The sequence below is a fragment of the Amycolatopsis echigonensis genome, assembly GCF_002846615.1.
Lineage (GTDB): Bacteria > Actinomycetota > Actinomycetes > Mycobacteriales > Pseudonocardiaceae > Amycolatopsis > Amycolatopsis echigonensis.
In genome coordinates, this window is record NZ_PJMY01000001.1 from 258,066 (window position 1) to 281,271 (window position 23,206).

General features: G+C 70.4%; 23 protein-coding genes and 1 pseudogene. 11 read left to right on the plus strand and 13 right to left on the minus strand.

The genetic code is table 11. The features are described 5' to 3' along the window. Positions 1–10 precede the first annotated feature (10 nt). Genes ligD (ATK30_RS01215) through ATK30_RS01225 form a run of 3 tightly spaced genes read right to left on the minus strand, consistent with a single transcriptional unit; the run spans position 11 to position 2,372 of the window. Positions 11–874: a non-homologous end-joining DNA ligase gene (ligD, locus tag ATK30_RS01215; protein WP_101433870.1), complete on the minus strand. Its 864-nt coding sequence runs from the start codon at positions 872–874 to the stop codon at positions 11–13. Continuing rightward, complete coding sequence (gene ligD / locus ATK30_RS01220) at positions 871–1,815, minus strand: non-homologous end-joining DNA ligase (protein ID WP_101433871.1); 945 nt, start codon at positions 1,813–1,815, stop codon at positions 871–873. The genes ligD (ATK30_RS01215) and ligD (ATK30_RS01220) overlap by 4 nt, the downstream gene beginning before the upstream one ends. Further along, positions 1,812–2,372, minus strand: coding sequence for a DNA polymerase ligase N-terminal domain-containing protein (locus ATK30_RS01225; RefSeq protein ID WP_101433872.1), 561 nt, complete (start codon positions 2,370–2,372; stop codon positions 1,812–1,814). The genes ligD (ATK30_RS01220) and ATK30_RS01225 overlap by 4 nt, the downstream gene beginning before the upstream one ends. Positions 2,373–2,478: 106 nt before the next feature. Here ATK30_RS01225 and ATK30_RS01230 point away from each other — a divergent pair, with 106 nt between their 5' ends. Continuing rightward, positions 2,479–2,877, plus strand: coding sequence for a hypothetical protein (locus ATK30_RS01230; protein WP_101433873.1), 399 nt, complete (start codon positions 2,479–2,481; stop codon positions 2,875–2,877). On the opposite strand, the gene ATK30_RS01235 is transcribed toward ATK30_RS01230, so the two are convergent. Next, on the minus strand, positions 2,864–3,130 hold the full coding sequence (locus ATK30_RS01235; RefSeq protein WP_101433874.1) for an adhesin: 267 nt from the start codon (positions 3,128–3,130) through the stop codon (positions 2,864–2,866). The two genes, ATK30_RS01230 and ATK30_RS01235, sit on opposite strands and share 14 nt — an antisense overlap. A 130-nt stretch (positions 3,131–3,260) precedes the next feature. Between ATK30_RS01235 and ATK30_RS01240 the strand changes: the two genes are divergently transcribed. Next, positions 3,261–5,762: an ATP-dependent Clp protease ATP-binding subunit gene (locus ATK30_RS01240; RefSeq protein ID WP_101433968.1), complete on the plus strand. Its 2,502-nt coding sequence runs from the start codon at positions 3,261–3,263 to the stop codon at positions 5,760–5,762. 1 nt (position 5,763) lies between these two features. Continuing rightward, a complete protein-coding gene (locus ATK30_RS01245) occupies positions 5,764–7,029 on the plus strand; it encodes a cation:proton antiporter (protein WP_101433875.1) in 1,266 nt (421 codons plus the stop codon). Positions 7,030–7,035: 6 nt separating this feature from the next. Here the strand turns inward: ATK30_RS01245 and ATK30_RS01250 are convergent, their stop codons facing one another. Further along, positions 7,036–7,977: a glycoside hydrolase family 43 protein gene (locus ATK30_RS01250; protein WP_101433876.1), complete on the minus strand. Its 942-nt coding sequence runs from the start codon at positions 7,975–7,977 to the stop codon at positions 7,036–7,038. Between the two features lie 83 nt (positions 7,978–8,060). Continuing rightward, the gene (locus ATK30_RS01255) at positions 8,061–8,657 is read right to left on the minus strand and encodes a bifunctional DNA primase/polymerase (protein ID WP_101433877.1); all 597 of its coding nucleotides are present in this window, start codon (positions 8,655–8,657) and stop codon (positions 8,061–8,063) included. A gap of 476 nt (positions 8,658–9,133) precedes the next feature. Between ATK30_RS01255 and ATK30_RS46795 the strand changes: the two are divergent. Together ATK30_RS46795 and ATK30_RS01260 are read left to right on the plus strand one after the other, a co-directional pair. Then, positions 9,134–9,535 (plus strand): annotated as a pseudogene (locus tag ATK30_RS46795) (sulfatase-like hydrolase/transferase); the annotation flags it as partial. Next, a complete protein-coding gene (locus tag ATK30_RS01260) occupies positions 9,448–10,437 on the plus strand; it encodes a sulfatase-like hydrolase/transferase (RefSeq protein ID WP_279629976.1) in 990 nt (329 codons plus the stop codon). The pseudogene ATK30_RS46795 and the gene ATK30_RS01260, both read left to right, overlap by 88 nt. A gap of 34 nt (positions 10,438–10,471) precedes the next feature. On the opposite strand, the gene ATK30_RS01265 is transcribed toward ATK30_RS01260, so the two are convergent. Next, entirely contained in the window at positions 10,472–11,413 is a 942-nt protein-coding gene (locus ATK30_RS01265) for a helix-turn-helix transcriptional regulator (protein ID WP_101433878.1), read from the minus strand. A 129-nt stretch (positions 11,414–11,542) separates the two neighbouring features. Between ATK30_RS01265 and ATK30_RS01270 the strand changes: the two genes are divergently transcribed. Further along, complete coding sequence (locus ATK30_RS01270) at positions 11,543–12,496, plus strand: aldo/keto reductase (protein WP_101433879.1); 954 nt, start codon at positions 11,543–11,545, stop codon at positions 12,494–12,496. 101 nt (positions 12,497–12,597) lie between these two features. On the opposite strand, the gene ATK30_RS01275 is transcribed toward ATK30_RS01270, so the two are convergent. Both ATK30_RS01275 and ATK30_RS01280 read right to left on the minus strand, forming a co-directional pair. Then, complete coding sequence (locus tag ATK30_RS01275) at positions 12,598–13,788, minus strand: permease (protein WP_101433880.1); 1,191 nt, start codon at positions 13,786–13,788, stop codon at positions 12,598–12,600. Between the two features lie 117 nt (positions 13,789–13,905). After that, positions 13,906–14,922, minus strand: a complete 1,017-nt coding sequence (locus ATK30_RS01280) for a fatty acid desaturase family protein (RefSeq protein ID WP_244194458.1) — start codon at positions 14,920–14,922, stop codon at positions 13,906–13,908. A 584-nt stretch (positions 14,923–15,506) separates the two neighbouring features. On the opposite strand from ATK30_RS01280, the gene ATK30_RS01285 reads away from it, so the two are divergent. Both ATK30_RS01285 and ATK30_RS45525 read left to right on the plus strand, forming a co-directional pair. Next, positions 15,507–15,710 carry a cold-shock protein gene (locus ATK30_RS01285; protein WP_101433882.1) on the plus strand — a complete coding sequence of 68 codons (204 nt, stop codon included), beginning with the start codon at positions 15,507–15,509 and terminating at the stop codon, positions 15,708–15,710. Between the two features lie 109 nt (positions 15,711–15,819). Further along, a complete protein-coding gene (locus tag ATK30_RS45525) occupies positions 15,820–16,539 on the plus strand; it encodes a DUF6292 family protein (protein WP_208637225.1) in 720 nt (239 codons plus the stop codon). A gap of 556 nt (positions 16,540–17,095) precedes the next feature. On the opposite strand, the gene ATK30_RS01295 is transcribed toward ATK30_RS45525, so the two are convergent. Next, entirely contained in the window at positions 17,096–17,668 is a 573-nt protein-coding gene (locus ATK30_RS01295) for a DUF6292 family protein (RefSeq protein WP_101433883.1), read from the minus strand. 367 nt (positions 17,669–18,035) lie between these two features. Beyond that, positions 18,036–18,476, minus strand: coding sequence for an Hsp20/alpha crystallin family protein (locus tag ATK30_RS01300; protein WP_101433884.1), 441 nt, complete (start codon positions 18,474–18,476; stop codon positions 18,036–18,038). Positions 18,477–18,953: 477 nt separating this feature from the next. Here ATK30_RS01300 and ATK30_RS01305 point away from each other — a divergent pair, with 477 nt between their 5' ends. From ATK30_RS01305 to ATK30_RS01315, 3 genes are all read left to right on the plus strand, one after another. After that, positions 18,954–19,331: a hypothetical protein gene (locus ATK30_RS01305; RefSeq protein ID WP_101433885.1), complete on the plus strand. Its 378-nt coding sequence runs from the start codon at positions 18,954–18,956 to the stop codon at positions 19,329–19,331. A gap of 324 nt (positions 19,332–19,655) precedes the next feature. After that, positions 19,656–20,852 (plus strand): tRNA uracil 4-sulfurtransferase ThiI, encoded by a 1,197-nt coding sequence (thiI, locus tag ATK30_RS01310; RefSeq protein WP_244194459.1) that lies wholly within the window; start codon positions 19,656–19,658, stop codon positions 20,850–20,852. A gap of 58 nt (positions 20,853–20,910) precedes the next feature. Beyond that, a complete protein-coding gene (locus tag ATK30_RS01315; RefSeq protein ID WP_101433887.1) occupies positions 20,911–21,186 on the plus strand; it encodes a hypothetical protein in 276 nt (91 codons plus the stop codon). A 179-nt stretch (positions 21,187–21,365) separates the two neighbouring features. On the opposite strand, the gene ATK30_RS01320 is transcribed toward ATK30_RS01315, so the two are convergent. Both ATK30_RS01320 and ATK30_RS01325 read right to left on the minus strand, forming a co-directional pair. Continuing rightward, a complete protein-coding gene (locus ATK30_RS01320; protein ID WP_101433888.1) occupies positions 21,366–22,178 on the minus strand; it encodes a GAF and ANTAR domain-containing protein in 813 nt (270 codons plus the stop codon). 429 nt (positions 22,179–22,607) lie between these two features. Further along, positions 22,608–23,066 (minus strand): DUF6292 family protein, encoded by a 459-nt coding sequence (locus ATK30_RS01325; RefSeq protein WP_101433889.1) that lies wholly within the window; start codon positions 23,064–23,066, stop codon positions 22,608–22,610. Positions 23,067–23,206: the final 140 nt, after the last annotated feature.

A 23,206-nucleotide genomic window follows, 5' to 3' on the forward strand; every position in this document is an offset into this window, starting at 1 on the left:
GCCGCGCGGCTCAGCTGAGCTTCTCCAGCGCCTTCTCCGCCGACCCGGCGTCGTTCCCCATCCCCCGCCACGGGTCGTCCTTGCGCGCCAGCCGCCGGTGCAGCTTGCCCGGACCCCAGCCGTTCGGCTCGGCCTTGCCGAGTTCCGACCAGTCCAGCGGGGTCGCCGAGGCCGCTCCGGGGCGGGCGCGCAGCGAGTACGGGGCCACGAACGTCTGGGCGTAGCCGTTGCGGTTCGCGTCGACGAAGACGCGGTCGCCGCGCTTGTCCTTGCGCTGAGCGGTGGTCAGACGGTCCGGATCGGCGGACGCGACGCGGTCCGCCAAGGCTCGCGAGAGTTCCAGGACGACGTCCGTGGTGGCTGTGGCGTCGAGGGGCGCCACGATGTGGAAGCCGCGGCCGCCAGTGGCCTGCAGGTACGCGGTGAGCCCGGCGTCGGCGTACTGGTCGCGGACGCGGCGGGCCGCGGTGCGCAGGTCGGCGACGTCGGTGCCGTCCGGCGGGTCCAGGTCGAGCACCAGCAGGTCCGGCTTCTCCGGCGCGTCCACAGTGGACAGCCAGACGTGGAACTCCACCGTGCCCTGATCGGCCAGGTACAGCAGGGAATCCTCGTCGTCGCACACGACGTACTCGTCAGTGCCGCCGCCTCGCCGCGGCACGCGTTCGGTGCGCAGCCACGACGGGAAGTGCTCGCCCGGGTGCTTCTGGAACCAGCCCTCGGCCTCGATGCCGTCCGGATAGCGCCGCAGCGTGAGCGGCCGGCCGCGCAGGTGCGGCAGCATCGCCGACGCGACCGTGCGGTAGTGCTCGACCACGTCGCCTTTGGTGAGGCCGTCGTCGGGGTAGAAAACCTTGTCGGGATGGGAAATTTTCACGGGCGCTCCCGGATCACGTCGGACGGCTTCTTGTCCTCGCGCAGGCCGGTGAACCGCGGATGGCGCAACCGGCCGTCGCGCGTCCACTCGGAAAACCCGATCTGGGCGACCAGTTCGGGCCGCACCCAGTGCGCGCCCGGCTCGCGCACCGGATCGGCGAACGGCGAGCGGTCGGTTTCGCGCCGGGTCAATTCGGCGTGCAGCGAGGTCAGAAGCTGGCGGTCGAAGCCGGTGCCGACCTTGCCCGCGTACCGCAGCCGCCCCTTTTCGTGGTAGCCCAGCAGCAGCGCGCCGAAGCCGAGCCGGCTGCCCTGCGGGGCGGTGAACCCGCCGATCACCATTTCCTGCCCCTGCTGGCATTTGAACTTCAGCCAGTCCGGCGAGCGGCCGTGGTGGTACGGAGCGTCGGCGCGTTTCGCGATCACACCCTCCCAGCCACGACGGCACGCCTCCTCGAAGTACTTCTCCCCTTCGGTGTTGCGGTGTGCCGACAGGCGGAGCGGGTCGTCGAAGACGAAGGCGTCGCGCAGGATCGCCTTGCGCTGGCGCAGCGGTAGCGGCGTGGTGTCCTGATCGTCGTAGTACAGGAGGTCGAACAGGTAGTAGTACACGCGTACGCCGGTCGCGCGGGCGCGCTCCGGATCAGTGAGGTGGATGCGCCGCTGGAGCGCGGCGAAACTGGTCTGGTCGCCGTCGAAGGCCACGATCTCGCCGTCCGCGACGAAGCGCGGTCCCCCTTGCGCGGCAAGGGCTTCCACGATCTCGGGGTACGCGTTGTCCATCGCCTTGCGGTTGCGGGAGTACAGCGTGGGGGTGCCGCTGTCGCGCACGCAAATGGCGCGCACTCCGTCGAGCTTGCGCTCGTAGATCCAGCCCTCGTCGGAGAAGCGGCGGTCGGTGAGCGTGGCGAGGGTCGGCTCGCGCCAGCCGGGCCCGGTCATTCGAGGTCCCGGTTGGTGCGGCCGGTGAGCACGGATTCGGGCTGCGTTTTGGCGGGTTTGCGCCGGCGGTCGGCGCCCTCGTCGTTCTTTTTGATCAGCAGCCACTGCTCCTGGCCGGACGAGTCGCGGCGGATCAGGGAAAAGGCGCCTCGCAGCTTCTCGCCGTGCAGGCCGACCTTGAGGTGGCCGGCTTCGAGGGCTTGTTCCGCGGACTCGTCGGTGAGCACGTCGAACGTGCCGGTGTCCCACACGATCACGGTGCCGCCGCCGTACTCGTCGGCGGGGATGGCGCCCTCGAAACGGGCGTAGTCGAGCGGGTGGTCCTCGGTGCGGACGGCGAGCCGCCGGTCCGAGGGATTCAGCGACGGGCCCTTCGGCACCGACCACGAGACGAGCACGCCGCCGATCTCCAGGCGGAAGTCGAAGTGCAGGCTGCTCGCGTCGTGCCGCTGGACGACGAACACCGGTTCGGCGTTCCCGCGGCCCCCGCTCGGTTCGGGAGTCCGGCGCGGGTCGCGCTTGGCCCGGTATTCGGCCAGCCGGTCCTTCGGGGACATCCCACCACCTCCGGTCGCCCGGGTGCCCGGGCGCGGGAGGGGCGAAACGTGATTGACGGCGCGTCGCCCGGGTAAGCGAACGGTTCCCGGCAGGCAGGAGGGACCCATGACCCCCATCGCGGACGACCTCGTCCTCGCGACCCGCACCGGCGACCTCGACGAGGTGGTCCGGCTGCTCGGCGAACTCGACTCCCTTCCCGTGCGGCTGCGAGTGCTGCGCGGTCTGGTGCACCGCTGCGCCGCGGCGGTAACGGACCGGTTCGGACCGCAGCCCGAAGACGCGGTGTTCACGGCCGTCGCGGTCGACGAGCACGCGGGCGCCGCCGACGTGGACGACCTCCCGCCCGCGGTGCGGGCGGCGTTGCGGGCGGTGCTCGCGGAGCTGAACGGCGACTTCGAGGCCCTCGAAGTGCAGCTCAGCCTGGCCGTGCGGGAACCGCGGCTCACCGGGGTGGTGCACTGCCTGCTCTGGGCCGCCGGCCTCCCGGGCTTCAGCGCACGGTGAACACTCCGCGGTCGCCGACGACCAGGACCCGGCCGTCGAGCTCGTCGGAGCTGGCCTGGTCGAGGAACACGCGGGCGCCGGTCTCGTCGTCGGTCAGCACGGTGTCGGTTTCCGTGGCCAGCGCGGAGACCGAGGTCGACAGCTCCGCGGAGCCTTGGCGGGCGGTGATGCGCAGCCCGCCCTCCGGGGCGACACCCTGTTCGGTCGCGAGGCGCTGGATGGTGCGGGCCGCGTCGGGATCGATTTTCAGCATGGCGCCCGGTTACCCGCCCGGGCCGCGGCTAGACGCGGCGCGCGGGCCGGGCGTTCGTTTACCGCGGCGGGCAGCGGGTAAGCGGATTCCCGACCCCGATTCCGAGCCGTCCTGAGATGTGAGCGCTCCGATGACCGGATTTTTCCCGCCCGGACAGGGAAACAGCCCGTTCGACCAGTTCCTGGCGCAGTTCTTCGGCCAGGCCGCGCCCGGCCGGCGCGGCTACTCGGTCGACGTGTCGCGCCTGCTCACCGACCAGGCCCGGGGGCTCGTCGCGGAGGCGGCGAACCGCGCGGGCGCGTGGGGCGCGCGGCACGTCGACACGCAGCACCTGCTGTGGGCCGCGACCCAGCTGCCGGCCACCGCCCAGGCGCTGACCCGCGCCGGGGTCGACCCGGCCGAGGTCGCCGGGCGCATCGAACGCGACCACGCCGCGTCCGGCGAAACCACGGCGACCGCGCTGGCCCCGGGTGCGAAACGGACGCTGATCGACGCCCACCAGCTCGCCCGCGGCCTCGGCTCTCCGTTCATCGGCCCCGAGCACCTGCTGGCCGCGCTCGCCGCCAACGAGGAGTCCGAAGCGGGCCGCATCCTGCGGGAAGAGGGCGTCGCCGCCGACCGGCTCCGGCAGGGTTCCGCCGCGGACAGTCCGGCCGGCGCACCGCCGTCGCCGCTGCAGGAGACCCCGACGCTCGCCCAGTACGGCGAGGACCTCACCGCCCGCGCCCGCGAGGGCCGGATCGACCCGGTGATCGGCCGCGACGACGAGATCGAGCAGACCGTCGAGGTGCTTTCGCGCCGTACCAAGAACAACCCCGTGCTGATCGGCGAGGCGGGCGTCGGCAAGACCGCGATCGTGGAGGGCCTGGCACAGCGGCTCGCCGACGACGACGTGCCCGACATCCTCAGCGGCCGCCACGTCGTGCAGCTCGACCTCACGGCGATGGTCGCCGGCACGCGCTACCGCGGCGATTTCGAGGAGCGGATGTCCGCGCTGCTGAAGGAGATCCGCGAGCACCGCGACCAGCTGATCATCTTCGTCGACGAGCTGCACACCATCGTCGGCGCCGGAGCGACCGAAGGCAGCGGCGGCCAGGGCGCCGGGAACATGCTCAAGCCCGCGCTCGCACGCGGCGAGCTGCACATCGTCGGGGCGACCACGCTCGACGAATACCGGACCGGCATCGAACGCGATCCCGCGCTGGAACGCCGGTTCCAGCCGACCCTGGTGCCCGAGCCGACCGTCGAGGACGCCGTGTCGATCCTGCACGGCCTCCGCGACCGCTACGAGGCCCACCACCAGGTCCACTACACCGACGACGCGCTGCGGGCGGCCGTCGACCTGTCCGACCGGTACCTGACCGAGCGCTTCCTGCCGGACAAGGCGATCGACCTGATCGACCAGGCCGGAGCCCGCGTCCGGCTGCGCGCGCGGACCAAGCCGGACGGCCAGCGCGAGCTGCAGAGCCGGCTCGACCAGCTGCAGCGCGAGAAGGAACAGGCCGTCGCCGAGGAGGACTTCGAACGCGCGTCCTCGCTCCGCGACGAGGCCGCAGACCTGCGGAAACGTCTCGAACAACCCGCCGAACGGCCCGGCGGCCCGGTGGAGGTCACCGAAGCGGACATCGCCGAGGTCGTCTCCCGGCTGACCGGCGTGCCCGCCGCGCGGCTCACCGAGACCGAACGGGAGCGCCTGCTGGGTCTGGAAGAGCACCTCCACGAGCGCGTGATCGGCCAGGACGACGCCGTGCGCGCGGTCGCCGAGGCGGTGCGCCGGTCGCGCGCCGGGCTCGCCGAGCCCGACCGGCCGTTCGGCAGCTTCCTGTTCCTCGGCCCCACCGGCGTCGGCAAGACCGAACTCGCGCGGGCGCTGGCCGAGGCGCTGTTCGGCGACCAGGACAGCATGGTGCGCATCGACATGAGCGAGTACTCCGAGCGGCACACCGTCAGCAGGCTGATCGGTTCGCCGCCCGGATACGTCGGCTACGAGGACGCCGGCCAGCTCACCGAGGCCGTGCGGCGCCGCCCGTACTCCGTCGTGCTGCTCGACGAGATCGAGAAGGCGCATCCGGACCTGTTCAACGTGCTGCTGCAGGTCCTCGACGACGGCCGCCTCACCGACGGCCGCGGCCGGACGGTCAACTTCGCCAACACCGTCCTCATCATGACCAGCAACCTGGGCTCCGACCTGGTCGGCAGCTCGACGCACGGCGCGCTCGGCTTCGTCCAGCCCGCCGACGGGGACGGCGACCAGCTGCGCGAACGCCTCCTGCGGCGGCTGCGCGAATCGTTCCGCCCGGAGTTCCTCAACCGGATCGACGAGATCGTCGTCTTCCGCCGCCTGGAGGAAGACCAGCTCGACCGGATCACGGAACTGCTGCTGGAGCGCACGAAACGGCGTGCCCACGCGCAGGGCCTCACCGTCGAGTTCACGCCGGAGGCGGTGCGGCGGATCAGCGAGCTGGGCTACGAACCGCAGTTCGGCGCGCGGCCGCTGCGGCGCGCGATCCAGCGGCACGTGGACAACCCGCTGTCGAGCCGGCTGCTGGCCGGAGACGTCGCGCCGGGCACCGTCGTGCGCGTGGACGCGGGCGACGAGGGGCTCCGCTTCGACACGTCGGCGGCCGCCTGAGGTGCCGTCTCTCCCGGTCGTGTTCGGCGTCGCCGGACTCCTCGCGCTCGCCGCCGCCGTACTGCCGAAACTGGTCGCCGACCGCCCCTTCTCGACCCCGCTCGTGATGTTGCTCGCCGGGCTGCTGCTCGGCCTGCTGCCGCTGCCCTGCCTCGGCGACTGGGCCTCCCCCGCCCAGCACGCGAACGTCGTGGAGTCCTTCACCCAGCTCGGCATCGTGCTCGCGCTCGCGGGCGCCGGCCTGTCCGTGGACCGGCCGTTCGGGTTGCGCAAATGGATGTCGCCGTGGCGGCTGCTGTTCGTCGCGATGCCGCTGTCGATCGCGGCCGTCGCGCTGCTCGGCTGGTGGTGGCTCGGACTCGCCCCCGCCGCCGCGCTGCTGCTGGGTTCCGCGCTCGCCCCCACCGACCCCGTGCTGGCCGGCGACGTCGGGGTCCCGGCGCCCGGCGCGGACCCGGATCTGGCCCGGGACAACGAGATCCGCTTCACCCTCACCACGGAAGCGGGTCTCAACGACGGTCTCGCCATGCCGTTCGTCTTCGTCGCGCTGCTGCTGGCCGGCCCGCACGTGTCGGTCGGCACCGACGTGCTGCTGCCGCTGCCGATCGGCGTGGTGGTCGGGCTCGCCGTCGGCCGGCTGCTCGCGTGGGCGTTCTTCCGCATCCCGTCGTCGCGCTTCCGGCTGGCCGAGTATTCCGACGGGCTGGTCCTGCTGGCACTCGCCTTTCTGCCGTTCGCAGTGGCGGAACTGCTGCACGGCAACGGTTTCCTCGCGGTGTTCACCGCCGCGGTGTGCGTGCGGACCAGCGAACGCTCGCACGGCTACCACGAGGTCCTGCACACCTTCGGCCGCCAGCTCGAACGGCTCTTCGTCGCCATCACGCTGCTGGGGCTGGGCTTCGTCCTCGGCGACGGCCTGTTGCGCGGCGTCACCCCGCTCGAAATCCTCTTCGCGGCCGTCGCGGTGTTCGTCGTCCGGCCGCTCGCCGGGATCGGTTCGCTCATCCGTTCCCCGGCCCGCGGACGCGCCGCGCTGGCCATCGCGTTCTTCGGCGTACGCGGGATCGGAACCCTCTATTACCTGGCCTACGGGCTCCACCAGGCTGATCTGCCAGGAGCCGGTCGGCTGTGGCGGGTCGGCGCGCTGGCCGTGGCGCTTTCGGTGCTGATACACGGGATCCTGGCCGCACCGGTGATGCGCCGCGTCGAAGAGCAGGGCGCGCACCTGCCCCGGCACCTCCCGGAGGAACCCCCGCCGCCCGGGTAGTTTCCGTCACCCGAGCTGCGGGACATCGCCGGAGAACCTGATCGGCAGCCGGTACAGGCCGCGGGCCTGGCGTCCGCCGCCCAGCCAGCCGTGGAAATAGACGTTCCCGTCGACCACGTCGGCGCCGCCCGGCCCGTCGACGGCCCCGCCCAGCCGCTCGGTCGAGAGAAACGGAGCGTCTGCCTTCACGAAGGTGCCCGCGAGGGTCGGCGCAGTGGCGTAACCGGTGTGGTAACCGGAACTCTGGAAGGTGTCGGCGGAGTAGAAAAGCACATAGCGGGATGGGGTTTTCACCATCGAGGGCGCCTCGACCACGTTCTTCTCCGAGCCCAGGTCGGCGCGCAGCAGTTCCGTGCGGGGGCCGGAAAGCGTCCGGCCGTCCGGGCTCAGCTTCTGCGCCCAGATCACCGCCGGCGGGCCCGAGGCCGCGCCGTTCCCCTTGTACAGCAAGTACCGGGTGCCGTCGGAGTCGAGGAACGTCTGCGGATCGATGTCGCCCTTGTCCGCGGGCACGCACACGAGCGGCTCGTCGCCGTCCGGCTGGTACGGGCCGGACGGCTGCGCGGAAGTCGCCGTGCCGAGGCACATCGGCCCGTTCGGGACGCGGGTGGCGGCGAAGTACAGCACGAACGTTCCGTCCGGCGCCTCGGCGACGTCCGGCGCCCAGAACCCGCCGTCCGGCTTCGCCCACTTCGGCACGGAAGCGAGCGCGTCGCCGACGATCCGCCACGGCCCCTCCGGCGCGGGCGCGCTCGCCACCGGGATCTTCCCGGAGCCGGTGGTCGTCGAGAACGCGAAGTATCCCGAGCCGGTCTTGACGATGTCGGGGTCCGGAAAGTCTTGTCCCAGCAGGAGCTGAGGCGCGCTGGCCGCCGACGCGGCCGGGCAGTGGGCGAAGCACAGGAGAACGCCGGCGAGCGCGGCACCGGCCCGGCGTAAGGAGCGCATGCCCACGATTGTCCTTGCCCGCTAACGGGATCGCCCGTTCATCGCGGAGTTGCCACTGGGAAGGGTGTACGCCGCGGTCGAAACTACCCGGTTTGGCGGGAAAGTTCGGCGAGCTTGCCCAGAATCTCGGCGCCGTCGCCCAGCGCGTCGCGGTCCACCGGGGAGATGCGCCACCACACCACCCCGGAGACGACCCTGCTCGGCGGAAGCACCACGAGGTCCCCCGGTCGAACGACCTCGACCGCGGACGCCAGGTCGTGCTCCCGGCGGAGGCCGGGCTCGACGAAAAAGAACGCCCCGTGCGGCGAAAGCGCCATCGGGCCGAGCGGCCGACCGCCGCCGAACGCGGCGAGCACCCGCCAGCCAAGGTGCGTCGGTGCGCGCAAGACGCCGAAGTGCTGGCCCACCGGCGCCAGAATCGCCTGCCGGTGCACAGACCACCATCCCGACACCACCCGGAGGTCGACAGTGGCCTCGGACCGGGGCACCGTCGGCTCCCGGCCGCCCAGCAGCTCGAAACTGACCGGATGCCAGTTCGTCAACCCGTCGCACACCGGCCCCGGCAGGACCGGCCAGCCCCGCGCGGCGTACTGCTGAGCCGCCGCCCGCAACGACCGCAGCGCGGCCCCGTGGTCCCGAGCCAAACGGCGTGAACGGCTTCCGCGCGCAACGACGGTCATCGCAAGAGTCCCTTCCGAGAGACAAGCCCGTCCGGGTCCCGCGACGCCGAACGGGTACGGTGCGGCAGCCGGGATGCCGCACCGACCACGATGCGGCTGCGGGGCGTCGCGGACCAGCCAGCGAACCGCCCGGGAACCGGCAGGAAACCGGCAGTGCGACCTCGTGTCGGGTGGTGCGGTCCTCGTCCATTCGCGCGACGCGGACCAGGTCCTTCCCCGCGAAACGCACGCGGCACGTTCGAGCGAACTTTACCGAACTCGAACACAACTCGAATCGAGTTCGGAGCTCACGGTCCTAGCGTGCGAGCATGCCGCGACGCGCTCGTTTGTTTCTGATCTCGGTGCTGGCGATGGCGGTGGCCTCGACGGCCGTCGCCTGCGAGGCCGGCGGTTCGGCGCCGCCCCAGGCCGCCGGGCCTCCTGGCGCGCCGGGCAGCAAGCCGAACATCGTCCTCGTGCTCACCGACGATTTGTCGATGAACCTGCTGCCGTATCTGCCGCACGTGCAGGACATGGTCAAGAACGGCACGTCCTTCGCCAACTACACCGTCACCGATTCCCTCTGCTGCCCGTCGCGGTCGTCGCTGTTCACCGGCATGCTTCCGCACAACACCGGCGTGTTCACCAATGGCGGCAAGGACGGCGGTTACGCCACGTTCCACGGCCGCGGCGACGACAAGTCGACCTACGCGACTTCGTTGCGACAAGCCGGATACCGCACCGCGATGATGGGCAAATACCTCAACGGATACACCCCCAGGTCCGACGGAGTCCCGCCCGGCTGGAACGAATGGGACGTCGCCGGCAACGGTTACCCGGAGTTCAACTACGACCTCAACGAAAACGGCACGGTCAAGCACTACGGCAAGAAACCCGAGGACTACCTCGTCGACGTCATGGCGAGCAAGGCCGCCCAATTCGTCACCGATTCGGCAGCCGAGCACACCCGTTCGTCCTGGAACTCGCCACCTTCGCCCCACACAGCCCCTACACCCCCGCGCCCCGCGACGCCACCGCGTTCCCCGGGCTCACCGCCCCGCGCGGACCCGCGTTCGACTCGCTGCCGTCTTCGCCGCCGTCGTGGCTCGCGTCCCGCACACCGTTGACTGACAAGGAAAAACAGAAGATCGACAAGGACTTCCGCAAGCGAGCGCAAGCCGTGCAGTCGGTCGACAAGATGATCGGCACGGTGCAAGCAGCGCTGGACAAGGCCGGCGTGCGCGGGAACACCGACCTCGTCTTCACCTCGGACAACGGCTACCACATGGGCGAGTACCGGCTCACCCCCGGAAAGCAGACGGCGTTCGACACCGATGTGCACGTGCCGCTGGTGGTCACCGGTCCCGGCGTCAAAGCCGGCGCGACAGTGAACCAGCCCGCGGAGAACATCGACCTCCGGCCGACTTTCGAGGCCCTGGCCGGAGCCTCGACCCCGGCACAGGTGGACGGCGAAAGCCTGCTGCCGCTGCTGAACGGCACCACACCCCCGGCGTGGCGCAGCGTCGGGCTGGTCGAACACCACGGTCCCGACTTCGACAAGACCGACCCGGACAAACCGACGAAGAACAGCGGCAACCCGACCACCTACGAGGCCATCCGCAGCGCCGACTACACCTACGTCGAATACGCCGACGGCGCCAAGGAGTACTACGACCGCCGCACAGATCCCCAGGAACTGCACAACACTGCCGCTCAGTTACCAGCGGACAAAGCACAACAGCTGCACGACACCCTGCGGGCGATGACCCTCTGCCACGGTACGCAGGCCTGCCGACACTGAAGTCCGCAGCCAAGACAGCGCCTTCCCCAGGAAGTTACTGGTCCGCGGACGGGCTGCTTGCCCCGTCACTGGCGACTCCTTCCGAAGCGTCCCGCACCGCGCGGGACTGCGTGGCTGCCCAGCTGGCCAGGAGTTTCAGCCGATCCTCGGACGCACTCCCGGGTTCGGCCGTATAGACGACCAGGTCGTGCACGGCCCGGCCGGACAGGGGCAGGTCGAGGGACTGGAAGATCAGTTCGAGTCGCCCGACCTCCGGGTGCTGGAGCCGCTTGATGCCGTCGTGGCGCATCAGGACGTCGTGCGTGGCCCAGTGGCCGCGGAACTCGGGGCTGAGGGTCGACAGCTCGCCGACGAGTTCGCGCAGTGCCCGGTCGCGAGGCTCGCGTCCGACCTCGGCGCGCAGCAGGGCGGCGGTGGCCATGCCGGCGGCGTCCCAGTCGACGAAGAAGTCGCGCGCTCCGAGGTCGAGGAAGATGTAGCGGGCGAGGTTGGGGCGGCCGCGCCGGTCGACGGTGGCGCTGTCGAACATCGGCGCGAACAGGGCTCGGGCCAGGGGGTTGCTGGCGACGAGGTCCGCGCGGCCGTTGCGCACGAACGCCGAGGACATCGTCATGGAGTCGAGCAGCCACTGGACCCGGGCCGGGATCTCGACGTCCCGGCGACGCGACGGCGTGCGGCTCGCCGGCCGCGACGACCGGGCCAGGTCGAACAGGTAGGTGCGTTCGTCGTCGTCCAGGCGCAGGGCGCGAGCGACCGCGGCGAGGACGTCTTCGGACACGCCGCCGATGTGTCCTTTCTCCAGCCGCGTGTACCAGTCCGTGCTGACCCCGGCGAGGACGGCGACCTCCTCCCGCCGCAGCCCGGCGACCCGGCGACGCGAGCTGGTCGGCAGCCCGGCCTGCGCCGGGGTGATCCTGGCGCGCCGGCTGACGAGGAAGTCCCGGATTTCGCCGCGATTGGCCGGCTGCTGGTCCATGCCGTTCACGATAGCCGCTGGTCACGCCGCGAAGGGGGTTGACGTTGTACCCCCGGTGAACGCGACCTTCCCCGGGGCCGGAGATCGCGGTCTTCTGGGAATCGAACGTTCGGACACCGGAGGCAAGACATGACGAGCAAGACGCTGACTGTGCCAGCGGCGGCGCTGGGCACCTGGGCCTGGGGAGACAGCGGCGAAGCGGGCGACGGCTACTTCGGCAGTCGACTGAGCGAATCCGGCCTGCGAGAGGTCGTCGAGAAGGCGCAGTCGAGCGGATTCACCTTGTGGGACAGCGCCGCGGTGTACGGCATGGGCCGCTCGGAGACAGTTCTCGCCCAGGCGCTGATGGGCTATGACCGCAGCGAGTACCAGCTGTCCACGAAGTTCACTCCGCAGATCGCGGGCGACGGCGACAATCCGGTCGCCGACATGCTGGAGCAGAGCCTCGCCCGGCTGGGCACGGATTACGTGGATCTGTACTGGATCCACAACCCGGCCGACGTCGCCCGTTGGACACCGCTCCTGATTCCGCTGCTGCGGAGCGGCCGGATCAAGCAGGTCGGCGTCTCGAACCACAATCTGCGGGAGATCGCTCTCGCCGACCGGATCCTCGGCGAGGCCGGCTTCCGCGTGGAGGCGGTGCAGAACCACTACAGCCTCCTGTACCGCGGCTCCGAGCGCGCGGGCATCCTCGACCATTGCCGCGAGCACGGCGTGCCGTTCTTCTCCTACATGGTCCTCGAGCAAGGAGCCCTGACCGGCAAGTACAGCCCGGCCAACCCGTTGCCGGAGGGCAGCAGCCGAGCGGCCGTGTACAACGGCGTCCTGCCCCGGCTGCGGACGCTGACGGACCGGATGCGGGACATCGGCGAGACCCGAGGCACTTCCGCCGCCGAGGTCGCCACGGCCTGGGCCATCGCCAAGGGCACCACGCCGATCATCGGAGTCACGAAGCCGGAGCACGTCGACGGATTGGTCCGCGCTCGCGACCTCAAGCTCGCCGACGAGGAGGTCGCGGAACTGGAAACCCTGGCGGACGACGCGAACGTCGACACGCGCGGGTCGTGGGAGCACGAAATGTAGGGGCCGAGGGATGTGTCCATTGTGGATCTTTACCGTCGGCTACGACAGTGAAATTCCACAATGGACATCTCCGGCGAAGCCCAAGGCCGGGAATGGCGCCGCTACGACTGGTCGTGGCCGGGGTGGGAATCGTGCCCGCTGTGGTCGTGTTCGGCGGCCCCGTCCGGGGATCCGCCCATCATGCGCAGCATGTCCCGGCCGCCGGTGCGGAAGAACCGGACGAGCAGCGCGGCCGCGAGGACGAGGAAGGCGATGTTGAGCCAGGTCGTGTAGTTCCACGAGATGCCTTCCCGCATCACGGTCGCGGACCGCTGGGCCGGGATGAGACCGGCGGTCCCGAAGATCAGCTCGACCAGGTAGCCCGCGCCGACCATGGCCGCGTAGAAAGCACCGAGCAGCACGAGGGTCATCCGGGTGCCGTAGTACTTCCGGTAGATGTTCAGGATCGGCAGGATCAGCAGGTCGGCGAAGATGAACGCGACGACGCCGCCGAAGCTGATGCCGCCGTTCCACAGCACCGCGGCCAGCGGGACGTTGCCGATGGAGCAGACGAACGACAGCATCGCCACGACCGGGCCGACGAGCGGTCCCCACAGCGCGGAGACCACCGGGTGGTCGGTGAAGAAGAACGTGCGCCAGAACGATTCCGGCACCCACGCGGCGACCGCGCCGGCGATCAGCAGGCCGATGACCAGGTCGCGCAGGATCGCGGCCCATTCCATGACGAACACGTGCGCGACCGAGGTGAAGCCGTCCCGGGAGAACAGCCGCTTGGCGAAGGAACCGCCGCCCCGCACGGACATGTCCATCGCGGCGTGGCCCTCCATGGACCCGGCCAGCCCGCGCTCTGCCTGCTCCCGCGCTTTGTCGACAAGCCGTTTCCGCACGAAGAGCCGGAACAGGACCGCCAGCAGCACGATCATGATCGGGCCGCCGACGAACTCCGCGGCGGTGAACTGCCAGCCCATCAGCAGCGCCATGATGACGCCCAGCTCGACGACCAGGTTGGTCGAGCCGATCTCGAACGCCATGGCCGCCGTGAAGTCCGCGCCCTTGCGAAACAGCGAGCGGGCGAGCGCGACCGCCGCGTACGAGCACGACGAGGACGCCGCGCCGAGCAGGGAGGCCACCGCCAGGGTGCGCGGGCGATCGTCGCCCATCAGCCGCACGATCGTGGCCTTGCGCACGACCGCCTGCACCACCGCGGACAGCAGGAACCCCAGTACGAGTGCCCACAGGATGTCCCAGGTCATCGAGCCGGCCAGCGCCAGCGCATGTCCGATCGCACCCACTCCGGTCACCTCCTCATACGCGCCAGGGGTATCCACGCCGGGAGACGTCAATCCTCATCTTCCGTGCAGGCACGGTCGACCGCAGTACGGGAAGGACGGTGGTGAGCGGTGCCCCGGTCAGGCGCTGGGGACGCGGTCCGCCGCTCGCAGCGGCGCGCCGAGCTGATGCAAGTGCTCGAGGACGTGGCGGTAGGAGCGCAGCAAACCGGTCTGGGCGTAAGGGATGTCGTGGCGAAGGCAGAAGCGTTCCACGATCGGCTGGGCACGGCGCAGATGCGGACGGGGCATGCTGGGGAAAAGGTGGTGCTCGATCTGGTAGTTCAGGCCGCCGAGCACGAAGTCGACCATCCTCCCGCCGCGGATGTTGCGCGAGGTGAGCACTTGCCGCTGCAGGAAATCGACGGGACGCCCGGTCATCGTGGGCATTCCCTTGTGGTTCGGCGCGAAGGAACAGCCCATGTAGACGCCCCACAACGCCTGGTGCACCACGACGAACGCGACCGCGAGGCCCGGCGAGAGGACGAGGAACACCACCGTCAGGTACGCCGCGATGTGCGCGGTGAGCAGGGCGCCCTCCACGCGGCGCATCTTCGTCTCGCCGCGCCACACCGCACGGATGCCGGACACGTGCAGGTTCAGCCCCTCGAGGGTGAGCAAGGGGAAGAAGAGGAATGCCTGGTTCTTGGCCATCCAGCGGAGGAAGCCCTGTTTCAGGCGGGCTTGCCCGCTGGTGAAGGCGAGCGCGGGGATGTCGAGGTCGGGGTCGTGGTCCTCGTGGTTGGGGTTGGCGTGGTGGCGGTTGTGCCCGTCGATCCACCACTGGTAGCTCATGCCCACCAGACCGCCGTGCACGACGCCGACCGCGTCGTTCGGGCGGCGGGTCCGGAAAATCTGCTTGTGCCCGGCGTCGTGACCCACGAACGCCAGCTGGGCGAACACCACGGCCAGCACGGCCGCGATCAGCAGCTGCCACCACGTGTCGCCCAGGAACGCGAACGCGACCCACGCTCCGGCGAACACCATCAGGTTCGCGGTGATCACGACCGCGTAGTAGCCGCGGCGGCGGCGCAACAGCCCGGCCTCGCGGACTTCGGCGAGCAGATGGCGGTAGGAACCCGGCGCGCTGTCGTTCACCAGTGCCGCCTCGCCGGCGCGGCGGCGGAGGAGAACCGAACGCCGCGGGTGCGGCGCTGATCAGCGTCGGACAGCGTGCGTCCGGCGGAGTGCGAGACCGGGTGGCTGAACTGCACCGGCGAGACCGGTGCCCGGGCGCTGCGGGAACGTACGGTTGTGCGCAACAAAAAAACTCCTCGGGAAGGGACCGGGCAGGCGAACACGGCCAGCGCGGAAAATGAGCACGGAACGGCGGCGCCGGGCGAAGGCCGGCGCACTGTCGTCGGTCAGAGGCTTGGCGGCAGGTCGGACGGCGTCGTGAAGGCTCCTTGTGACCCAGGGTCGGAAGCGGGGCGCAAGCCTGCCAGCCTCGACGTTACGCGCTTCGGCGGGCAACCACCACCAGGGGCCCTCGCTTGACGACACGCCTGCCCGCGTGCTCCACTGATCACGGTTGAAGATTTTTGTGCTCGTTGTTCTCGACGCCGCAGAGGTTTTTGGCGAGCGTCGTCTTGGTGCCTCTCAGGATTCCCGGATTTCCGCTCGCAGCCCGGCCCCCTCGGACGAGGTGGTGCCGCATGTTCGACGCGACAAGGAATGTCTCTATGACCCAAGGCACCGTGAAGTGGTTCAATTCCGAAAAGGGATTCGGCTTCATCGCCCCCGACGACGGCGGCAGCGACGTCTTCGTCCACTACTCGGAAATCTCCGGCGGCGGTTTCCGCAGCCTCGACGAGAACGCCCGGGTGCAGTTCGACATCGGCCAGGGCAACCGCGGCCCGCAGGCCACGGCGGTGTCGGTCCTCTGACCACCGCCACCTCGGCCGGGCGTCCGCGTCGTCGCGGACGCCCCGCCGGGCCCACTCGCCCGCCCGCCTCGCCGCCGCATTCGACGTTCCGGGTTTCGAGGCGCAGACCGTGACCTCAACCCTCGACCGGCCAGCTGAAGGACCGGCGGCGCAGCACGCCTCCAGCCGTGCTCGCCACCTGCGCGACCACGAGGAGAGCCGCGTCCGCGCGGCCCGCACAGTGGCCCGCATGGCTCGCGATCCGCACGACGAAAGCCTTCTTTTGTCCATTTTGGACCTCAAACCAGCCCCCAGTGCCGCGACGCCGACCTTGGATTCCGCGCTGGCGGGCTACGTCAGCCAGGTGGCCGAGCGCGTCGGTATTCCCCTCGACGCGGTGACGCACGAGGTCACCGACACCGCCACCGCCTACCTCGGTCTCGTCTCTCGCACCGCCGGGCATCCGGAGCACGACCTGATGCTCGTCTGGGACGAACGGCTCGGCTGGTCCATCGCCATCGAACCGCGCGGCGACGACCAGCCGCCCGCGATCTGCCGCCTCCGCGGCCACATCGCACCCCCGCCCGGCGCCGTCGCGCAATTCGTCGCCGACGTCCTCGACGGACACCGCGACGGACAGCTCAGCCCAGTACCCGCCCAGCTAGACCGGACAACCCTGGCGGCGCACTTGAGCACTTTTCCGCACAGTGTCGCGAATATCGGCCCGAAGACCTCCGGCAGCCACTTCCGGGCTAGCAGTCCTGAATCCTCGCCGAGCGACAACCTTCGCGAGTTCCCGGGCCCCGATGGGCGCACCGCGAGTCGCCGGGTTTCGTTGCCTGCGCGGTAACCCGCCCGGCGGCGAGACACCGGCGATCGAGCGGCGGCACATCCAGAATCGCACCGCCGCCCGGCGCCGCCACTCGAGCACTTTTCCCGCACAGTGCCGCGAATATCGGCCCGAAGACCTCCGGCAGCCGCCTCCGGACAGACAGTCCCGATCGGCGCACCGCCAGCCGTCGGGTTTCGTTGCCTGTGCGGTAACCCGCCCGGCGGCGAGACACCGGCGATCGAGCGGCGGCACATCCAGAATCGCACCGCCGCCCGGCGCCGCCACTCGAGCACTTTTCCCGCACAGTGCCGCGAATACCGGCCCGAAGACCTCCGGCAACCACCTCCGGACAGACAGTCCCGATTCCCCGCCGAACGACAACCTCCGCGCATTCCCGGACCGCGCCAGCGATCGTGCTGCGGCACATCAAGAATCGCTGGCGGCGGTGATCGCGTCGAATTCCGCGCGCAGCAACGACTATCGCCTCGCCGCGACAAGGACCAGAGCGTCGAACGGCAGGGCGACACAGGACTAAGCGACCACCGGGAGCTTGGGGACGCCCAGGGTTTGCCCGTCAGCCGTTGCGGCCGTCGAGAATCGGCTCGTCCCTGGCCCAGTTCGCGAGCCGGTGGACGATGTCGGTGCTCTCCGCGGAGGCAGGACGCCGGTGCGTGTCGGCGGACTTCCCGGCGAGCACGGCGCGGAACCAGGTGGCGACGGCTTCCGGCGCGGGCAGCACATCGCCGCCCAGCTCGGCGGTGATCAGCAGGTCCTCGCCGCAGCCGGTTTCCACCGCGACCGACCAGCCGCTCTCGGCGGCCCAGATCAGCGCCGCGTCCCGGCCGGGGTGGCCGGGCAGCTGCTGGTCCAGCGCGATGTAGGCGCTGGGGGCGTCGGCCCACTCGCACCAGGCGGCTTCCGCTCCCGCGCCCACCGCGGCGGCGATCCGGGCGGTGTAGCGACGCAAGCCTCTCTCGGCCAGCTCCGGCGGAACCTCGCCGTTCCCCGGCCCGTCGGCGGGTTCGATCAACGGCATCAGGACCACGGCGTGTTCCCGGCCGGGGTCTTCCGTTCGTCCGGGGAAAACGGCCGGGTGCGACGGGCGGCCAGTGCGGTTCGGCTGTTCGGGAGCCAGGATTGCGGTCACTGATGTCCTCCGGGCAGGGTTGTCCGTGGCGACGGGAGCGGCCCACGCGACGGCTGAGCGGACCTCACAGCGAGTGGAACGGCGCGGGGTCGGCGTGCTCTCTCCGCCGACAACTGGGCGATCCCGACTGCTTGCCGGGACCACTCAAGCTGCCTGTACGGCTCACCGCGTCCTTCCGCCGCCAGACGGGCCGCACGCTGCGCCGCGTCGGCGGACCGATCCGACGGACCGGTTCGGAGGGTTGGACGCGGCAGCGCGGGCCGCCCGCTCTTCGCCGCCACGACCGCATCGAACTCGGCGCGGCACGGCGAAAGACCGGGGCTGTCCGCGCGGCCGACACCATGGCGACCGCCCCGACGCCACCGGATCAGGCGTCGATCTCCTTGCGGGCGGACCGCCCGCCGCTGATCTCGATCTTGCGGGGCTTGGCCTGCTCGGCGACCGGGATCCGCAGCGTCAGCACGCCCGCCTCGTAGGAGGCGTTAATCTGGTTGGTGTCCAAGGAATCCCCGAGGAACAGCTGCCGGGAGAACACGCCCAAGGGCCGTTCGGACACCTGCATCTCCACCGACTGATCGGTCATCGCGGGACGACGCTCGGCCTTGACGGTCAGCACGTTGCGCTCGATGTTCAGCTCGATCGCGTCCGGGTCGATGCCCGGCAGGTCGAACGCGATGACGAATTCGTCGCCGACGCGGTACGCGTCCAGCGGCATCGCCGCGGGCCGCGACCAGGTCCCCGCGACGCTGTTGAAGGCCTGCTGGGCCATCCGGTCGAACTCCCGGAACGGATCGGTGCGCATCAACATGACGTTTCCTCCCTGTCGTGTCAGCTGTGGTGTCGACGCACACCACAGATCTAGCATGTCGTCGAAACGATGACAAGCTTCGATGTCACTGAAAAGACGACATCCTGGGGAACGGTGTGGCGGACACCCCGCCATGGAGGCACTTGCCCTGGTCCAGTGCGTGGTGAAGCGAACCCGCGCGGGCACGGCGAGGCCGGGTCGGCACCGTGCATGGCCTCGCCAGCAGGGTCGGTTGCAATCGCGGCACGGGAGTGCTAAATCAGAATTAGCACTCTAAGCCATCGAGTGCTAACCGAGAGCCAGGCGGCACGACCGCCTCGGCACCGCGCCCGAACTCCGCACGCCGGGAGTCTGTGATGATCGCTGTAGTCCTCTTCGCCATGACCGTCGTCGGCTGCGTGGTCGCGACCATGACCGCCGCGCGCCGCCACCACGTCTGAACCCCCGCCCCCGCCACGAACGGAGGACCCGGAACCCATGGGGCTCGACAAAGTCTGGATACAGACCCTCAGCGACGGCCTCCTGCGCGCCGACCAGGTCGTCGGGCTGACCTCGCACGCCACGCCCTCCTTGCCCGGCAAGGCGCCGCGCTGGCTGCTGGACGCGACCGTCGCCGTCGCCGCGGGCAGCGGGGCCGGCGGGAACACCTGGGACATCGGCATCCTGCACCGGACCCTTGCCCAGACCGCGGACGAGCCGACCGAGGCGCCCGAAGCGCTCGCCCGTCTCCTCGCGCGGCTGGACCAGCCGGGCGTCGCCGGAATCATCACACCGTCGGCCACCAGGCACGGAGTCGAATTCTCCTTCACGTCGTTCGCCGAGGACACCGCCGGATCCGTGTCCGGCACCGGCTGAGCCGCGCCACCGGACCGACCCGGGAATCGGGAGAATTCGCCGCTGCAGCGCGAGAAAACGCCGACCGGGGTGCGGCCTCTGGTTACGGATACCGCGCCGAATGGCCTGCCCGAGGAAACCGGCCAGTCGGCGGGAGCAAGGCCGTCAGGCCGGTAGACGCCTGACCGGCCAGGCCCCAAACCATCCGGGATGCCTTGCCGCCAACGGCTTCCTTCAACCGCGGCGCTCCGTTCCCGGCTCGGCCGGTGCGGTCATCGCCTCCCCGCTCGGGTGCGATTCCTCACCGGATGTTCGAACGGAGCGTCCGGTGGTATTGGTACTTTCGTGAGGGAATCCGGTTGTGTACTCCTGAAATACGGCGAGCTGGCCCTCAAGGGCCGCAACCGGCGCCATTTCGAGGACCGGCTCGCGGAGAACGTGCGGCGGGCGCTGGCCGACGTCGCCGGGGTGCGGCTGCGCCGCCGGGCGGGCCTGCTGGTGCTCTCCGCGCGCGCCGAGCTCGACGAAGTGGTGCGGCGTGCTCGCGATGTCCCCGGGGTGAGCGTCGTCCAGCCCGCCGTGCGAGCGGGCAAGACCGCCGACGAGGCCGCCGCCGCGGCCGTAGACCTGCTCCGGGCCGAGTCCGAGCGCACCTTCCGAGTACGGGTGCGCCGCCGGGACAAGCGGTTCCCGATGACCTCCGAAGAGCTGGCGAAGCAGGTCGGCGCCCGGGTGGTGGCCGAGCTCGGCCTTCCGGTCGACCTGGAGCACCCGGACGTGACGGTGACGGTCGAGGTGGACGAGTTCGAGATCTTCGTGTCCACCCAGCGGCTGCCCGGGCAGGGCGGGCTGCCGGTCGGCACCGGCGGCCGGGCCGTGGTCCTGCTGTCCGGCGGGTTCGATTCGCCGGTCGCGGCCTACCGCACGCTGCGGCGCGGGGTGCACTGCGAGTTCGTCCACTTCACCGGCGCACCGTTCACCGGGCCGTCGTCGGCGTACAAGGCTTACGCCCACGTCCGCGGCCTGCGCCGGTTCCACGGCGATGCCCGCCTGCACCTCGTGCCGCTCGGCAAGGCTCAGCGCGCGCTGGCGAGCGCGGGGGCGGGCGAACTGCAGATCGTCGCGCAGCGGCGGCTGATGATCCGCTGTGCCGAGGCCCTCGCCCGCCGGCTGCACGCTGACGCGCTGGTCACCGGCGACAGCCTCGGGCAGGTGGCCAGCCAGACGCTGCCGAATCTGGCCACGATCGACGACGCGGCGACCCTGCCGGTGCTGCGTCCGCTGCTGGGCTGGGACAAAACCGAGATCATCGCCGAGGCGCGGCGGATCGGCACCGCCGACGTCTCCGCGCTGCCCGACGAAGACTGCTGCTCCCTGCTCACGCCACCGTTCGTCGCGACCCGCACCACCCCTGGCCAGCTGACCGACCTCGAAGGCCGCCTCGACCTCTCGTCCACTGTGGACGGACTGCTGGACCACGCCCAGATTCTGCGGCCGGGCGCGGACGAGCACCAGGCCGCGCTCGGGGCCGTCGAGAGCTAATCCTGCAATGGCACTTAAGCGGTAGCGGGGTCCGAACGCCTGGCCATAGTGTGGAGTCGTGACCTGGAGCGAAGAGGAGTACGTCGAGTATCTGGCGGGCGAACGACGGCGCTTCGCGTGGGTGATGCAGCGGCACGGCGGCCTGCCAGCGGCTCAGGCCGAAGCGGCGGCACTGGAACGATACCCGTACGAGGCCAGGGGTAAGCCGTATCGCGGACTGATCTTCCATGACGAGTCATGGCACTGGGCGATGCTGAAGATCCATGGGGAGCTTTATTGGGTGGCACACCCGGAGTTGACCCAGCCGTCGGCTGACTACCGTGCGCTCGACTGAATGCAGGACGCTGCAACGCTGGACCAGGTTGACCACCAGACGACGGATCTCCGGTAACGCGCAACCGATCATGCTCGGCTCGCGGACAGCGATTCCCCGGCAATAGCGGTGGTTGTGGCCAGGGCAACCCGTCCGGCGATCCGCACGCTAACCGGCGCGAGCACGCCAGGACGTTGCCGTCAGCGGTCCGTCGGGTCGATTTCGGTGTGCCGGCTGGCCAGCATGGCGGCGAGTTCGGCGAGTTTGACGTTGAGCTGCTGGGAGGTTTCCCGCAGCAGGTCGAAAGCCTCGTCGGCGCCGATGCCGCGCCGGTGCATCAGAATGCCTTTCGCTTGCCCGATGACGTCGCGGCTGTCGAGGGCACGGCGCAGCTGCTCCTCCCGCAACTCCGCGCGCTCGACCGCCTCCGTCCCGGCCAGCGCCAGCGACGCGTGCGTGGCCAGCAGAAGCGCGATGTTCACCGCCTCCGGCCCGAGCAGACCGCGCCGCCTGCTGTAGATGTTGAGCGCACCGGCCAGCCGCGGCGGACGCGCGTCAGGCAGCAGGGTGGTCGCCAGCACCGCGACGAACCCGTGGTTGGACGCTGCCTTGGCAAAGTCCGGCCAGGCGCTTTCTCCCGCCAGGTCGTCGCTCTGCACGTGCCCCGGGCCGTCCAGCCGCGACGCGTCCACGCACGGCCCCTCCCCCGCCCGGTACTGCACCTGGTCCAGCTCGCTGGCCACCGGATCGGTCTCGACCGGGGTGAAAAACTCCCCGCTCGGGGAACGCAGCGTCACCGACACCAGATCGGCGCCTTCCACCAGCCGGTAGGTCGCGTCGACCACCTGTTCCAGCACCTCGCCGACGCTGGTGCACGCCAGCAACCCCCGCGTCAGCTCGGTGAACTGCGCCACCAGCGGGCTCGGAAAGACGCCGCCGGCGTAGCGGCCGCGGTGCTCGGCCTGACGGACGAACTCGGCCCGGTCCCGAGCCCACGGATCTTCCTCGGCCATCGAGAGCACCTGCCGTGTTTCTCCACGTCCCGCGCCGGTCATGGACGATTTGGCGGTGGCGGTGACCCTCAAGGCGCGGCCGAAGGCCCTGACTCCCGTGTCCCGCACGGTCTGCTGACAACGAACCGACCGTAACACGCGCGTCGCGAGCGCTCCGGCAATCTCAGCAGCCTGCCGACAGTGTGGTTCCAGCGAACTCCCTGTGCTGCCACGAGTACCGCCCGCTGAGACGGGTACCTCCCCGTGGAGGTCGCAGTTCTGCCCGGGCATGACTGCGACCAGGCCCCGCCGGTTGACAACGACAGCCGGCGGGGCCGTCTCGTCGCCCCAAGACAGTCCGATGTGCACACCGAATCGCCGTTCGCCCGCGGCTCCAGTCGATCGCCGCTCGTCAGCGCCCCTCCGCTCAGGGCAGCCGGCTCCGGGCGGCTAGGAAACTCCAGGCGCCGGCGCGGGCGGATAGCGACCGTTCGAGCCCCGCGCGTTCCTTCGGCGTTCCGGAAGGTCCGCGGCGGGTTTGAGCCCGCAGTCCTGCCTGCTCCGCGTGGCGTTCTCGCGAGGCCGTGCCAGCTCGGCCAGCGCTTGACGGACCCTGCGGGCCACCACGACGGCAGCCGGCCGTACCGGTTTCGGCCAGTGGGCGAGGACCACCGGCTCCTCCGCGCCTTGGGGTTCGAGAGCGAGGCACCATCCGGTGTCCTCGGCCCACTGCAGCATCAGGAACCGGTCCGCGTGCCGCGGGCATCGGTCGGCCAGTGCGACGTAAGCGGTCGACGGGCTGCTGTGCTCGCTCCAGCACGCGGCCGGCTCGACATGCAGCAGCACGGCGACGGCCTCGACGTAGGTGCGCAAGGCCTTGATGTCGGCGTGTCCCGGATCCGGTTTCACCGGTGCGAATGCCTCCTTCCGCGACCGCTTCCCACAGCGGAAGCGCCCACCCATTCGCTGTACCCGCTTTGCGCCTCGTCATTCTTGCGACGACGGAAGCGTCGCTGCCGGGCGCTGGTCCAGCGCGGTGGTCTGGGGCG

Excerpts from the sequence above, each read along its gene's own strand:
- ligD (WP_101433871.1), bottom strand. The coding sequence starts at position 1,815 with ATGACCGGGCCCGGCTGGCGCGAGCCGACCCTCGCCACGCTCACCGAC.
- ATK30_RS01225 (WP_101433872.1), bottom strand. The coding sequence starts at position 2,372 with ATGTCCCCGAAGGACCGGCTGGCCGAATACCGGGCCAAGCGCGACCCG.
- ATK30_RS01230 (WP_101433873.1), top strand. The coding sequence starts at position 2,479 with ATGACCCCCATCGCGGACGACCTCGTCCTCGCGACCCGCACCGGCGAC.
- ATK30_RS01235 (WP_101433874.1), bottom strand. The coding sequence starts at position 3,130 with ATGCTGAAAATCGATCCCGACGCGGCCCGCACCATCCAGCGCCTCGCG.
- ATK30_RS01240 (WP_101433968.1), top strand. The coding sequence starts at position 3,261 with ATGACCGGATTTTTCCCGCCCGGACAGGGAAACAGCCCGTTCGACCAG.
- ATK30_RS01250 (WP_101433876.1), bottom strand. The coding sequence starts at position 7,977 with ATGCGCTCCTTACGCCGGGCCGGTGCCGCGCTCGCCGGCGTTCTCCTG.
- ATK30_RS01255 (WP_101433877.1), bottom strand. The coding sequence starts at position 8,657 with ATGACCGTCGTTGCGCGCGGAAGCCGTTCACGCCGTTTGGCTCGGGAC.
- ATK30_RS01260 (WP_279629976.1), top strand. The coding sequence starts at position 9,448 with ATGGGACGTCGCCGGCAACGGTTACCCGGAGTTCAACTACGACCTCAA.
- ATK30_RS01265 (WP_101433878.1), bottom strand. The coding sequence starts at position 11,413 with ATGGACCAGCAGCCGGCCAATCGCGGCGAAATCCGGGACTTCCTCGTC.
- ATK30_RS01270 (WP_101433879.1), top strand. The coding sequence starts at position 11,543 with ATGACGAGCAAGACGCTGACTGTGCCAGCGGCGGCGCTGGGCACCTGG.
- ATK30_RS01285 (WP_101433882.1), top strand. The coding sequence starts at position 15,507 with ATGACCCAAGGCACCGTGAAGTGGTTCAATTCCGAAAAGGGATTCGGC.
- ATK30_RS01300 (WP_101433884.1), bottom strand. The coding sequence starts at position 18,476 with ATGTTGATGCGCACCGATCCGTTCCGGGAGTTCGACCGGATGGCCCAG.
- ATK30_RS01305 (WP_101433885.1), top strand. The coding sequence starts at position 18,954 with ATGGGGCTCGACAAAGTCTGGATACAGACCCTCAGCGACGGCCTCCTG.
- ATK30_RS01320 (WP_101433888.1), bottom strand. The coding sequence starts at position 22,178 with ATGGCCGAGGAAGATCCGTGGGCTCGGGACCGGGCCGAGTTCGTCCGT.